This is a genomic window from Alteromonas sp. 5NW40-0090 (genome assembly GCF_057552975.1).
Genome location: NZ_BAAJLT010000003.1, coordinates 236,674 through 249,771 on the forward strand (window position 1 = coordinate 236,674; position 13,098 = coordinate 249,771).

10 protein-coding genes and 4 tRNA genes are annotated in these 13,098 nt (G+C 44.7%); 12 read left to right on the plus strand and 2 right to left on the minus strand.

Going from position 1 to position 13,098, the window contains the following annotated elements; genetic code table 11:
• Nucleotides 1–18: 18 nt before the first annotated feature.
• From hrpA to AC27KT_RS05045, 3 genes are all read left to right on the plus strand, one after another.
• On the plus strand, nt 19–4,014 hold the full coding sequence (gene hrpA / locus AC27KT_RS05035; protein WP_487127935.1) for an ATP-dependent RNA helicase HrpA: 3,996 nt from the start codon (nt 19–21) through the stop codon (nt 4,012–4,014).
• 322 nt (nt 4,015–4,336) lie between these two features.
• Nucleotides 4,337–4,639 (plus strand): PilZ domain-containing protein, encoded by a 303-nt coding sequence (locus AC27KT_RS05040; protein ID WP_039223891.1) that lies wholly within the window; start codon nt 4,337–4,339, stop codon nt 4,637–4,639.
• A gap of 287 nt (nt 4,640–4,926) precedes the next feature.
• Nucleotides 4,927–5,184 carry a DUF2061 domain-containing protein gene (locus tag AC27KT_RS05045; protein WP_487127937.1) on the plus strand — a complete coding sequence of 86 codons (258 nt, stop codon included), beginning with the start codon at nt 4,927–4,929 and terminating at the stop codon, nt 5,182–5,184.
• Between the two features lie 109 nt (nt 5,185–5,293).
• Here the strand turns inward: AC27KT_RS05045 and AC27KT_RS05050 are convergent, their stop codons facing one another.
• Nucleotides 5,294–6,487, minus strand: coding sequence for a class I SAM-dependent rRNA methyltransferase (locus AC27KT_RS05050; protein ID WP_487127939.1), 1,194 nt, complete (start codon nt 6,485–6,487; stop codon nt 5,294–5,296).
• A 214-nt stretch (nt 6,488–6,701) separates the two neighbouring features.
• Between AC27KT_RS05050 and AC27KT_RS05055 the strand changes: the two genes are divergently transcribed.
• The gene (locus AC27KT_RS05055; protein WP_487127941.1) at nt 6,702–7,679 is read left to right on the plus strand and encodes an NAD(P)H-quinone oxidoreductase; all 978 of its coding nucleotides are present in this window, start codon (nt 6,702–6,704) and stop codon (nt 7,677–7,679) included.
• Between the two features lie 71 nt (nt 7,680–7,750).
• On the opposite strand, the gene rnhA is transcribed toward AC27KT_RS05055, so the two are convergent.
• Complete coding sequence (gene rnhA, locus AC27KT_RS05060; protein WP_014949181.1) at nt 7,751–8,221, minus strand: ribonuclease HI; 471 nt, start codon at nt 8,219–8,221, stop codon at nt 7,751–7,753.
• Nucleotides 8,222–8,332: 111 nt separating this feature from the next.
• Here rnhA and dnaQ point away from each other — a divergent pair, with 111 nt between their 5' ends.
• The 8 genes from dnaQ to AC27KT_RS05100 all read left to right on the plus strand — a co-directional run bounded on the left by dnaQ (nt 8,333) and on the right by AC27KT_RS05100 (nt 13,088).
• A complete protein-coding gene (gene dnaQ / locus AC27KT_RS05065; RefSeq protein WP_136781242.1) occupies nt 8,333–9,052 on the plus strand; it encodes a DNA polymerase III subunit epsilon in 720 nt (239 codons plus the stop codon).
• Between the two features lie 54 nt (nt 9,053–9,106).
• Entirely contained in the window at nt 9,107–10,603 is a 1,497-nt protein-coding gene (locus AC27KT_RS05070) for a TIGR03503 family protein (RefSeq protein WP_487127944.1), read from the plus strand.
• Nucleotides 10,604–10,699: 96 nt separating this feature from the next.
• Nucleotides 10,700–10,828, plus strand: coding sequence for a hypothetical protein (locus tag AC27KT_RS05075; protein ID WP_487127946.1), 129 nt, complete (start codon nt 10,700–10,702; stop codon nt 10,826–10,828).
• Nucleotides 10,819–10,895 (plus strand) — tRNA-Asp (locus AC27KT_RS05080). The genes AC27KT_RS05075 and AC27KT_RS05080 overlap by 10 nt, the downstream gene beginning before the upstream one ends.
• A gap of 29 nt (nt 10,896–10,924) precedes the next feature.
• Nucleotides 10,925–11,001, plus strand: a tRNA-Asp gene (locus AC27KT_RS05085).
• A gap of 30 nt (nt 11,002–11,031) precedes the next feature.
• Nucleotides 11,032–11,108: transfer RNA gene (locus tag AC27KT_RS05090), tRNA-Asp, on the plus strand.
• Between the two features lie 29 nt (nt 11,109–11,137).
• Nucleotides 11,138–11,214: transfer RNA gene (locus tag AC27KT_RS05095), tRNA-Asp, on the plus strand.
• A gap of 311 nt (nt 11,215–11,525) precedes the next feature.
• Complete coding sequence (locus AC27KT_RS05100; RefSeq protein WP_487127948.1) at nt 11,526–13,088, plus strand: EAL domain-containing protein; 1,563 nt, start codon at nt 11,526–11,528, stop codon at nt 13,086–13,088.
• Nucleotides 13,089–13,098: the final 10 nt, after the last annotated feature.

The window sequence follows — 13,098 nt, forward strand, 5'->3', positions numbered from 1 at the left end:
ACGCTTTAGGATGTCACTTTGTCTTCACCACTTGCAATAAAACCTCTTTACAACAAACTAGATGATTGTTTGAGCGCAGATAAATTTCGCTTGAAGCGCCGCATTACGCAGCTAGCACAAAAAGCGAATGGTACATCTGGTGTTGACGGAAAAGGCGGGGAGAAAAAAGCTGCTAATCCCAAAGCTTCAAAACGTGACAGCGCGGTTAGCGAAGATAGTTTAAAAGCGCAGTTTGAAAAGCTCGAAGGCGACATCAATGCATCGATAGAAAAGCGTAATTGGCGTAAGAACAACCTACCCAAAGTTGAATACCCACCGCTGCCGGTTAGCGATAAAAAAGAAGACATTAAAGAAGCGATTGCGAATAACCAAGTGGTGATTGTTGCGGGTGAGACTGGGTCGGGTAAAACGACACAGCTACCTAAGATATGCTTAGAGTTAGGTCGCGGTGTAAATGGCATGATAGCCCATACCCAGCCAAGACGACTAGCGGCGCGAAGCGTAGCCACCCGTATAGCCGAAGAGCTCAACACGCCGCTTGGTGAAAAGGTGGGCTTTAAAATTCGCTTTAGCGATCAGGTAAGCGAGCGAAGCTACGTTAAGCTTATGACCGACGGTATGCTGCTAGCTGAAATGCAGCAAGACCGCTTTTTAAATCAGTACGATACTATCATCATCGATGAAGCCCACGAGCGAAGCCTGAATATCGACTTCTTGTTGGGCTATTTGCGCCAGCTTTTAGATAAACGCCCTGATTTAAAACTCATCATAACATCAGCTACTATTGACCCAGAGCGATTCTCTAAGCATTTTAATAATGCGCCTATTATCGAAGTGAGTGGACGTACTTATCCGGTAGAAATTCGTTACCACGCGCCAGAAGACAATGATGACGATATTGATCAAAGTGACGCTATCGTAAACGCAGTCGACGAGCTAATGCGTGAGGCGCCAGGCGATATCTTAGTGTTCTTAAGCGGGGAGCGCGAGATACGCGACACCCAAGATGCCTTGAGCAAACAGCATTATCGCAACACTGAAATTGTTCCGCTTTATGCGAGGTTGTCGGCGGCAGAGCAAAACCGCATATTTCAGTCTCACAGCGGTAGGCGCATTGTACTTGCCACCAACGTGGCAGAGACCTCGCTCACAGTCCCCGGCATTAAATACGTCATTGACCCGGGCTTTGCCCGTATTTCACGCTACAGCGCTAGAAGTAAAGTGCAGCGTTTACCTATTGAGCCCATCTCTCAAGCATCAGCGAATCAGCGTGCAGGGCGATGCGGCCGTGTGTCTGACGGTATTTGTATTCGTCTTTACAGTGAAGAAGACTATCTAGGCCGCCCAGAATTTACTGACCCAGAGATCCTTAGAACCAACTTAGCGTCGGTTATTTTGCAAATGCTTGCTTTAGGGTTAGGCGACATCGCTGCTTTTCCATTTGTTCAGCCGCCTGATAACCGCAATATCAACGACGGTTTTCGTTTACTTGAAGAAATTCAAGCTATCGCGAAAGGCAAAGATAACCGGAAAACCAAGCAAAGCGGCAAGATGCAGCTTACTCCGTTAGGTCGTCAAGTAGCACGATTGCCTATTGACCCTCGCTATGCTCGTATGGTGATTGAAGCCGAGCGCACGAACGCGCTTAGCGAAGTCATGGTGATTGCGGCGGGGCTTTCAATTCAAGATCCACGCGAGCGTCCACAGGAAAAACGCCAGCAAGCAGACGAGAAGCACAGCGAATACCACGATAAAGATTCTGACTTTATCAGTCTTTACAACTTGTGGGTGGCGTTTAGAGAGCAGCAAAACGCACTGAGTCAAAACCAATTGCGCAAATGGTGTAAGCAAAATTTCATCAACTATTTACGTATGCGTGAGTGGCAGGACATTGTTAGCCAACTTAAAAAGTCTATCGCTGAGCTGGGCTTTGGCATTTCAAAGCAAGAAGCCGACTATCAGGCTATTCACCAAGCCATCGCCAGCGGCTTGCTGTCGCACATGGGCTTTAAAGATAAAGAGCGCGAGTATATGGGGTCGCGTAATTCGCGCTTTCTTATTTTCCCGGGTTCGGGATTATCAAAATCTCAGCCCAAATGGGTAATGGCAGCTGAACTTGTAGAAACCTCTAAGCTATTTGCTCGTATGGTGGCAAAAATAGACCCAGCATGGGTAGAGCCTTTGGCCGAGCATGTTGTGCAAAGAAGCTATTCAGAGCCACACTGGTCTAAAAAGCGCGGTGCGGTGATTGCTTTTGAAAAGGTTACTCTGTTTGGACTGCCCATAGTGATGAAGCGTGCGAAGGTTTATAGCCTTATCGACCCGCCAATTTGCCACGAACTATTTATCCGCGAAGCGTTAGTCGAGGGCAATACTAAGCTCAATTACAGCTTCTTACAGGAAAATCAGGCACTGCTGGAACAAGCTGATGAATTTGAACAAAAGACCCGTCGTCGCGATCTGATAGTCGATGATGAAGAGCTTGTTAGCTTTTACGCGAAGCGTATTCCTATTGAAGCCAATAACGATGCGGCGTTTAAAAAGTGGTTTAAACAACACGGAAGCAACGACAGTTTAACCTTTAAAGAAGAAGACGTATATCGCCAGCAGCCGGGGCAATCGGTTGCAAACGCGTTTCCTGATGTATGGCGCCAGGGCAATATCACGCTGCCGTTACGCTATAACTTTGAACCTAATGCTGAAGACGATGGCGTAACTGTGGTGATCCCGCTGCCAGTGCTTAACCAAGTTGATAACGTAGGTTTTGATTGGCTAGTGCCGGGGCTAAGGCACGACCTTATAGTGGGGTTAATTAAAACCTTGCCAAAACGTTTGCGTCGTAACTTTGTGCCTGCGCCCAACTTTGCCGAAGCGTGCCTTGCTGATATCAGTGAAACGGATAAGAACAACCGTCCGGTGCCGCTGCTTGAAGCTGTAACCGATAAGCTACGCAAAATGACGGGCGTAATTATTGAAAGCGAAGAGTGGAATCTAGATCAGCTTGATAAGCATTTGAAAATGCACTTTGCGGTAGTTAATGACAATGGTGATGATATTGCCAAAGGTGACGACCTGCACGCACTTAAACAACAGTGTGCAGGGCAGGTGAAGCAAACCTTTGAGAAAGCCGCAACACCCGAGTTAGAGCGCAACAACATAGAACAGTGGGATTTCGAAAGCTTGCCGGAAACCTTTGTGCAGAAAGTTGGCGGGTTTGAAGTTCAGGCGTTCCCGGCTCTGGTGCAAAAGGGCGATAAGGTAGATATTGCGCTAATTGAAGAGGCGGATAAAGCCCAAGTGCTGCATAAGCAAGGCGTGAATGTCTTGATTAAAAACGCCATGCCGTCGCCGCTTAATTATTTGCAAAGCAAATTGCCTAACAAAGCCAAACTGGGTTTGTATTTCAATCCATTTGGACAAGTGAAAGCATTGATTGATGATTGTATTTTTGCGGGTATCGACGCCATTGTCAGTGATTACTGCAAAACCAATAACACCGACATTCGCAGCAAAGCCGATTTTGAGGCCTGTTTAGAGATTGCTCGTGCCAACATTAATGACAGGGTGTTAGAGATTGCCAAACAAGTAGAGCAGGGGCTTACTCTCGCGCATCAATGCCAAAAACAAATGAAAGGTAACGTGCCGCTGACGATGATAAACGCCTTAGGTGACTGTAAAGCCCACTTGGCATCGTTAGTTTTTCCTGGTTTTGTTTCTGAAATTGGCGAGAGCAGATTAGATGATTGGAATCGTTACATTAAAGGTTTAGCTCGTCGGCTAGAGAAGCTCCCCATTGACCCCAACAAAGACAGAATGCATCAGGTTACGGTAGAAAAGTCTATTAAAGAATGGGAAAAAGCGTGCAGCAAGTACCCCAAAGGTAAAGTGCCTCAAGCTCTTAATGACGTGCGCTGGATGATAGAAGAACTGCGGGTTTCTTTGTTTGCGCAACAACTCGGAACGGCTTACCCGATTTCGGCGAAGCGCATTACGCTTCATTTGGCGGACTTTTAAGGCCGAGAACGGTAAATATCCATTTAGCGCGCAGGAGGTAGGGCGCGAATAGGATCTTAAGTGTATATGTATCAATTTTTTTCGTGACAACAAGCACGCTCGCCGTCAAGCGGGCGTGGTATCGCGCCACTCACAATGTAGAAAAATACCTAATGCAATTATCCAATGGCTCTGCATTTCAACGTACGATTGAGGTAAGACCAATATCATTTTTACAACATTGCTGAATAAATTTTGGACAGTTCGATTGACAAGTTATCGTCATCACCCTATAACAACAGTGTAGTCGAAAGCGTAAAGCTAAAAATCGGGAGAAGTAGACATGTTGGGATACGACGATAAGCGAAATTTTTTCAGGATGATGGTAAATTCGCCGTGTCAGTTGCAAATTACTGACGATGAGTCGAGCCGCACCATGCAGGCAATGTGTAGAGATATCAGCGCTACTGGTATGTCTTTAGAGGTTGATGAACCCTCGATTGAAGTAGGCACTCAGGTGAGTGTTGCTATCGAATCATCTAGTTCTCAAATACCCTCCTTGGCCGCGTTGGCGACTGTTGTGCGCTGTAAGCCTGAATCTGAGTCTAGTTGCATAATAGGTGTTGAAATTTCTCAGATGAAGTAGTCACTTTTCTGTTACTTAGGCGAAGCTCCCCCCTTCGCCCAATTCAGTCGTAATACACGAGAAATTGTTTTGCAGTACTTTCGACATTGATTTATTCGCCGAGATTACACTGACTACCAGTCTTTATGGGTAACCCCCGAGAAATGACGACATCATTACTCATTATTTTCATTCAGTATTCCGAATAAGCCGTTCAATTTTTTCTATTTTAACTTCTATCTTCAATTGATAATAATTCTCATTAAAGCGAAAGCAAACAAATTTAAACATTTGAGAGAGCGATTATTATGAAAAAGACATTTACCTTTGCAGTCATGCACTTTTCGGTTGCCTTCACCGTTGCTTACTTACTAACAGGTAGCCTAATAGTGGGCGGTGCGGTGGCCTTGGTCGAGCCAGCGATTAATACCGTAGCATTTTATTTCCACGAAATGGTATGGAAAAAATTGGAGAGTAAAGAGGAGGTTACTGAAGGGCAAGCAAGTGAGTCTTCACTGCAGCTATCGAATGGCTTTTCCAAAAATGATGTAACCTTCGCTTCTTAAAATGTAAGGTTTATTGTCCGCTTTCTAAGCTATTTGCATAACCTATTGTTAATTCAATAAGTGAAATCAGCGCCCACGTTCTTGTAACAACGAGGGCGCTTTTTCATTTCTAATCGTCGGTGACTTCACAAACTAGACCTTTCAAATAGTAGCCTTCAGGGTAGCTACCAATGATAGGGTGGTCAGATGCTTGATTTAGTCTTGCAATGATTTTTATAGTACGGCCAGCATCAAGGGCGGCGTCGGCAACAACCTTCTGGAATAAATCGGCAGGCATAAGACCTGAACAGCTAAAAGTCAGCAACAACCCACCAGATTTGACCGCATGGATACCATACATATTAATGTCTTTATAGCCGCGGGCAGCGCGATTTAGTGTAGCTTTACTGTCAACAAACTTTGGTGGATCGAGTATGACCATATCGAACAGTTTGCCCTGCTCGTGATACTCTCTAAGCGCTTTAAATACATCTTTGTTGACGAAATGCGCTTTGTCCTCACTTAATCCATTAATTGCCACATGATGTTTAGCCAAATCTAAAGCTGGTTGAGACACATCAACGTTAGTCACTGACTTGGCACCACCTGAAAGGGCATAACACGAGAACGTGCCTGTGTAGCTAAAACAGTTGAGTACGTCAGCATCTTTCGCGTAATGTGCAGCGGCGGCACGGCTATCACGCTGATCGAGATAAAAACCGGTTTTATGACCGTGTTCTATATCAACAACGATATTAATACCGTTTTCTTTTACTGTAACCTGCATTGGTGGCTCGCCGTGAAGCACGCCTGTTACAGGCTCTAGCCCTTCTTTTTTACGTACATCAACGTCACTGCGCTCATAGATGTGAACATCAGGCATTAGCTTGGTGATTGCCCATACAATCTTATTTCGGTGCTTTTCACCGCCAGCGCTAAGAAGCTGTACCACGGCCACATTGTCGTAGAGATCAATGGTAATACCGGGAAGACCATCACTTTCAGACGCTACCCAACGAAACGCATTCGTTTTGGTTGGGTCAAACAAGCGCTTACGAAGGCTTAGCGCAGTTTCTAAGCGGCGCAGGAAAAAGCCATTATCAATGCTTTCTTCTTTTTTAAACGTCCACATGCGAACGCGAATTTTTGAGTTTGGCGAGTAAGCGCCTCGCCCTAACCAGTCGCCTTCAGAGTCGAAAACATCTACCGTATCGCCAACCCGAGCACGGCCTTTTAGCTCAGCCACGGCGCTCTCGAAAATCCACGGGTGTTTACGGCGAAGTGATTTATCTCTGGATGGTTGTAATATGACCTGTGCTGACATGTAGGCTCTCGTGGTAGTTTAAACAATATATATTTGATGTAAGCCATTCTAGATGCTTACGGTAATGGCCGCGATTATACGCATTTTCAGAGGTTCTGTGTTTAATAATACCAATCCGGATTGGTATAAACTCATAAGAAACCCAAACTGATTGTTATTGATGTACGTAGACACATTACGATTAAAATTTTAAGACTAGGATTAGGTGCAAAGTATGCGCTATGTGGATTTTGAAAAGGGATGTACCCCAAGCGAGTTGGTTGTTAAGGAATGCGAAGGTTTATCGCTAACATCAGGAAAAGTAAAAGTAGAGGTCAAAGCATTCGGTGTAAATCGAGCAGATACGTTGCAGCGTCAAGGCAACTATCCACCTCCGCCAGGGGAAAGTGAAATCCTCGGATTAGAGGTCGCTGGCGTCGTAACGGAAGTTGCCCGTGATGTGAGTACCTTTAAAGAGGGAGATGAAGTATTTGGTTTGGTTGCCGGTGGCGGCTATGCCACTGAAGTCATTGTTAATCCAGCGCACTTAATGCCTATCCCTAAAAGTATGCCGTTTTTTGAAGCTGCGGGTTTGGCTGAAGTATTTCTTACGGCTTTTCAGTGCTTACGCACAATCGCGCATATTAAACCGGCTGAACGGGCGTTAATTCATGGTGGTGCAAGTGGGGTGGGGTTGGCCGCCACTCAGCTATGTCGATATTGGGGCGTACATAGTGCCGTAACAGCGTCAAGCCAAGATAAGCTTACCCTTTGTGAAAACAATGGTGCAGAACACCTTATTAACTACAAAAAGCAGCAGTTTGATGACGTTCTTAAAAAAGTGTGGCCTGAAGGGGTTGATATGGTGCTTGATATGGTAGGTGGCGACTACTTAAATCGAAACCTCAAAATACTAAAGCAAGATGGAAAAGTGGTTTATTTAGCTATGCTCGCAGGACGTTACGCCGACAACCTCGACATGGCAATGCTGTTAGGTAAAAGAGCCTCGATTATTGGAACTACACTGAGAAACCGGAGTGACGAGTATAAAGCGGACTTGATACGTGACTTTTCCAACGTATGTTTGCCCGCTTTTGAAAATAAAGAGCTAAATGTAAACATCGATACCCATTACAGCATTGATGATATCGACAAGCCTCATGCGCGATTGGAAAACAACGACACACAGGGCAAGTTGGTGCTTTCGTGGTAAACGTCTTTGATAAAAGCTATCGGTGAGAGCTTTTAGTAATGCTCGTAGTAAAGACGCTTCGCTGAGGTATACTACTTTCCAACAAAGCCTTCATCAGGCTTTGTTGGGTTTGCCTCTGCAGCACCGCGTGCAAGATCATCACAGCGCTCGTTTTCAGGGTGACCCGAATGGCCTTTCACCCAATGCCAGTTTATCTTGTGCTTTTTTACCGCTTCATCTAAACGTTGCCACAAATCTGCATTCTTTACTGGCTTCTTGTCAGCCGTTCGCCAACCATTTTTGCGCCAGTTATGGATCCACTGATTAATGCCGTTTTTTACGTACTGACTGTCGGTGGTTAATTCGACGTTGCACGGTTCGTTTAGGCTATTAAGTGCTTCGATAGGGGCTAAGAGTTCCATGCGATTGTTAGTGGTGTGGGCAAAGCCATCGCTCAACTCTTTTCTGTGTTGCTTATAAATTAACACAGCACCGTACCCGCCCGGCCCTGGATTACCCAAGCACGAGCCGTCGGTGTATATATGAATGGTCTTTTGAGCCACAGTGTTTCCTTAGATTTAACTAGCGTAATTTATCGTATCTTTTCCCTTAGCGGATTGCGAAGGGATTGATATACTATCAAAAAATGAAAGTGCAATTATAGTAGAGGTTCCATGCGCCAAATTGTTCTCGATACTGAAACCACAGGTATTGACCCCAAAGAAGGCCACCGCATTATCGAAATAGGGTGTGTTGAAGTGGTTAACCGCCGTTTGACGGGGAATCACTTTCACGTTTACATCAACCCAGGCCGTCACATTGAACAAGAGGCAATTGAAGTTCACGGTATAACCAATGAATTTCTTGCCGACAAGCCAACATTTTCTCAGGTGGCTCAGGAGTTTGTTAGCTTTATCAAAGGGGCACAACTTGTTATTCACAACGCCCCCTTCGACGTGGGCTTTATGGATCACGAGTTTGGCATGGAAACTTCAACAAAGGGCGTTATCACCAATCAAATCTGTGATGTACTTGATACGTTGACCCTTGCTCGCCAAATGCACCCTGGCCAGAAAAACAACCTCGATGCGCTCTGTAAGCGCTATGGTATAGACAACAGTCATCGAACTCTTCACGGCGCTTTGCTGGATGCGGAAATTCTGGCAGATGTTTACCTGTTAATGACCGGTGGGCAGACCAAACTTAAACTAGCATCTAGCTCTGGCAGTGATGCCGATTCCACCGCGATACGAAGAGTTAAGCGAAGCGCAAATAAATTAAAGGTTATTAAAGCTACCGCCGATGAAATAACACAGCACGAGGCTCGCTTGGACATAGTGGAAAAAGCGGGTGGCAAATGCTTATGGCGTCCTCAGCCTGAAGAGGTGTCTTAGCAAAACATAATCAAATAGAAATAAAGTAGCCAAACAATGCAGGAGCAGCGTAGCGTGAGAGTGTGGTTTTATTGGGTAATTCTTTTATCATTGTTTATACACTTAACCGCTGGCGCTCAGTCGCAAGAGGACGAGCGCGATGCTGCAAGGCAGCTAGCAGATAGTGCGGTACAAAACCCTCAGTCGAATAATCAAAATGTTGATACCTCGCCGCTTACTGACTTAGGCGATAGCTACACAAATTCAATCAAACTCCTACAAAACCGATTTCGCGTCGATTATAACGTTGAAGAAATCACTATGGTTTTCTTCAGAGAATATGGCTCTGCCCCCGTAGTACTTGTAAGGCCTGATGGCTCTAAACTGTTTCAAGGGCGAGTGGACGAAGAGAAAGTAGAGTGGTTCGATGCCGACACCTTCGACATGATCACCATTAAAAACCCAGTTCCTGGGCCGTGGCAGGCTGTTGGTCAAGTGTTGCCAGAGAGCCGCGTTATGGTGATATCGAGCATTGAGTTACATGCGGACCCGTTACCTGACGTTTTGTTTGCCGGTGAAATTTTAAAATCTACGGCTTATCTCACTAATAACGGCGAGCCGATTGATAACAAGCAGTTTAGAGATGTGGTTGAGCTCGATATTGAGTTTAAAAGCACAAACAATCCTAACTTCGGAAATTTCGGTACAGGCGATCAAAACATTGCTACGTTTCAAGACGACGGCCGAGGAATGGACGAGCGCCCAGCAGATGGTGTCTTTACCGGGCAATTTAATTTAAAAATACCGGCGGGTGAGTGGAAGCCCGTTTTTCGTGTTATTACTCCCATGTACACCCGTGAGCAAGAAAGCCAACCGGTTGTTTTACATAATAACCCTGTTTCTATTGACGTCGAAATGAATGGCGGTGGTGATGGCTACCACAAGATCATAATTGATGTTGATAGGGAACTCGTGGATATTGAGTCTTTACTTGTGGATGGAAAAGTAAAGTTCCCTAATGCAGACATGCAGAACTTTTCTTTAACTGAAGGGGGGAGTGATCCTCGTGAGCATCTAATTGTTGCCTATGAGGAAGGCATTTTTAGAGTAAAGGTTACGGCGTATGGAACAACAGTGAATGGGCGAGACTTCATTTTAGATGTGCCTGAATTTAGTTTTGTGGCTGATGGGCCCCAAGAGCCTGAAGTTGAAGATCCTTTAATAAATGGAAAAGACCCAATAGTCGACGGAAGTGCGCCCTTAGTTGCATCGCCAAAAATGAACCCCGCGTCCATGACGCCAGACGGTCAGTCTTCGCAAGATGAAATGGATGACGGTACCTTGACGATGATATTAATTGCGGTGAACGGTTCAATTGTGCTGATCGGCGTGATTGCTGCCGTTGTTATTATTTTTATGCGCAAAAAGCGCACGTCTTCAAAATCGTCGCCCACACCAACAAAGCAAGCTCAAACCACGACAGATGCCGATCTTTCCATGGAGGAAGCGCCAAAAGGTTTTCAAAAGCTATTAGGCATGTTTAAGAAAGGGGACAAATCTGAAAAGCCCTAAATCCCTTTTATTAATCATGTGATGAAGTGTTGCTAAATCACCCAGTTTGAATTTTATTTCGACATAATGCCTATTTAACAGGCAAACAAACCGCAGATGACAATTTTATTAATAAAAAGCGTTGACTACACATGGGGGAATACGTATTATCTGCGCCGCAGTCAGGGGACAGGGCAACAACAGCCAAGTCAACTTACTGATAACATTGAAGATGTGGAGCGGTAGTTCAGTTGGTTAGAATACCGGCCTGTCACGCCGGGGGTCGCGGGTTCGAGTCCCGTCCGCTCCGCCACGCTTTCAATGGTATAATTAAATGTCTTCGGAGCGGTAGTTCAGTTGGTTAGAATACCGGCCTGTCACGCCGGGGGTCGCGGGTTCGAGTCCCGTCCGCTCCGCCATTTAGTTATACAGCGCAATCTCGATTATATGGAGCGGTAGTTCAGTTGGTTAGAATACCGGCCTGTCACGCCGGGGGTCGCGGGTTCGAGTCCCGTCCGCTCCGCCATTAATCGAAAAGCGCGCTTCCCATTATGCGGAGCGGTAGTTCAGTTGGTTAGAATACCGGCCTGTCACGCCGGGGGTCGCGGGTTCGAGTCCCGTCCGCTCCGCCATTAATGATATGTTTTTTATAACAAGTTCCCCGTTCGGGGTTATCTCCAAATTACATCTATCTTCTCCTATCATAAATTAAGTACGTCGCCAGTATTTCACTTTTCTTATTTCAAATACGTCTTTCCAATTTTTACATTGCTTCTATCTTTCGTTGTTTGAACACCTTGCCTTATGCAGGCCAATATCATGCACTCAACGGCGTTACGTCAAAAACTACTCAACAAACAGTAACATGTGACCTAAAGTCGTAGTGTGTTTTTTTGAATCTGTACTACAGTTAGGGCGTTAGTGCTTAATAACAATGGAAACTATGAATAAAAGCGATCAAAAACGGTATTTCCTTGCAGATAACTTAAAAGCGATTGGCGTTTCTCTATTAAGCGTAGCCTTGGTAACACTTATCCTTGCCATCGTTATGTTTGTGTTTATCAAAGAACAAGAAGAAAGCCGAGCCAAAGAAATTCTGGATAATGTTCGTCTCGTCTTCAGAGATGCTGAAATTACTCTCGATTACCTTAACGCACTGCCCTACCAGTCCTGCGAGCTCGATAATTTGGCCGAAATGCGCAAAACCTTATTCCGGTCTCGTTTTGTAAAAGAGATTGGTTTTTATGAGAATAATGAACTTAAGTGTAGTACTTATCTTGGTATTATAGATACGCCGTTTAAAGAAATTGAGCCCGACTTTTATACACAGCTTGGCGATGCATTCTGGATAAATACACCTCTGCAACTTTTCGATAAGCAGGCTACGGGCACCATTGTACAGCGTGGGCGCTACAACGCCGTATTAGACATGGACAGTGTAATTGGCTATAGCTACACACAAGATTGGCAGCTTTTTTACAATGGCGATCAATTTTATCATATAGCAGGTAATCCTGGCTTGGTTGACACAAGACTTAGTGAGGATGAAATGGATGCGCGCACTGGATATTTCTCATTACAATTTATATTGTGTGACGAGCGCTACAACAACACGTGCTTAAAAGTGAAATCTGATCACGGGAGAGTATTAGATTTACACTCAGGCAAAATCGTCTTATTTGTCTTTGCTATGTTGATGACCGCAGCGTTAACGCATATGGTAATGTTTAATTATTTACGCCGTCGCCGCTCTTTGGAATCTCGTGTGAGCAAAGGCTTGAAAGAACATAAGTTCTATAGCCTCTATCAGCCTTTCGTTGATTTAGATACCGGCAAAGTAATTGGTTGTGAAGTACTGAGTAGGTTTGAAGACGAATTCGGGCCTATTTATCCTGATGAGTTTATTCCTCAAGTCAAAGAGCAAGATATGACGTGGGAATTCACCGTAGATATGATAACAACAGCAATGAAAGAGCTTAACGAAAACACGAATATTCCTGAAGGGTTCAAAGTATCGTTTAATCTTTTCCCTTTTGATTTCACAAGAGAAGATTGTTTAGACTTAGATTTTGTTCTTGAGATGAACGTCAAAAACTTTAAGTTGGTTTTGGAAATTACTGAGGACGAACAGATAGCTACTCATAGTGCCGTTAAACATATCAAGTCTCTCAAAAGCAAAGGGTTCTTGTTTGCTATTGACGATTTTGGTGTTGGTTACTCCAACTTAAGTCAGCTTAAAACATTGAACTGTGACTATCTTAAAATTGACCGAAGTTTCGTAATGGATATGGAAGATAACAGTATTCGCTCATCACTCATCCCGCACATTGTCAGTATTGCTGAAGGACTTAATGTTGACTTGATTGCCGAAGGCGTTGAGAACATAGAGCAATGCAATGAGCTGAAAAGTTTAACCATTGGCTTTGGGCAAGGGTGGTTGTTTGGCAAGCCTCAGTCTGCCGATTTGTTAGCTAAAAGCGTACAAGACACACATAACACGTTTTAGCGCTGTTATT

Coding starts and splice junctions, on each gene's coding strand:
- AC27KT_RS05040 (WP_039223891.1), top strand. CDS start 4,337: ATGTTGGGATACGACGATAAGCGAAATTTTTTCAGGATGATGGTAAAT.
- AC27KT_RS05045 (WP_487127937.1), top strand. CDS start 4,927: ATGAAAAAGACATTTACCTTTGCAGTCATGCACTTTTCGGTTGCCTTC.
- AC27KT_RS05050 (WP_487127939.1), bottom strand. CDS start 6,487: ATGTCAGCACAGGTCATATTACAACCATCCAGAGATAAATCACTTCGC.
- AC27KT_RS05055 (WP_487127941.1), top strand. CDS start 6,702: ATGCGCTATGTGGATTTTGAAAAGGGATGTACCCCAAGCGAGTTGGTT.
- dnaQ (WP_136781242.1), top strand. CDS start 8,333: ATGCGCCAAATTGTTCTCGATACTGAAACCACAGGTATTGACCCCAAA.
- AC27KT_RS05075 (WP_487127946.1), top strand. CDS start 10,700: ATGACAATTTTATTAATAAAAAGCGTTGACTACACATGGGGGAATACG.
- AC27KT_RS05100 (WP_487127948.1), top strand. CDS start 11,526: ATGAATAAAAGCGATCAAAAACGGTATTTCCTTGCAGATAACTTAAAA.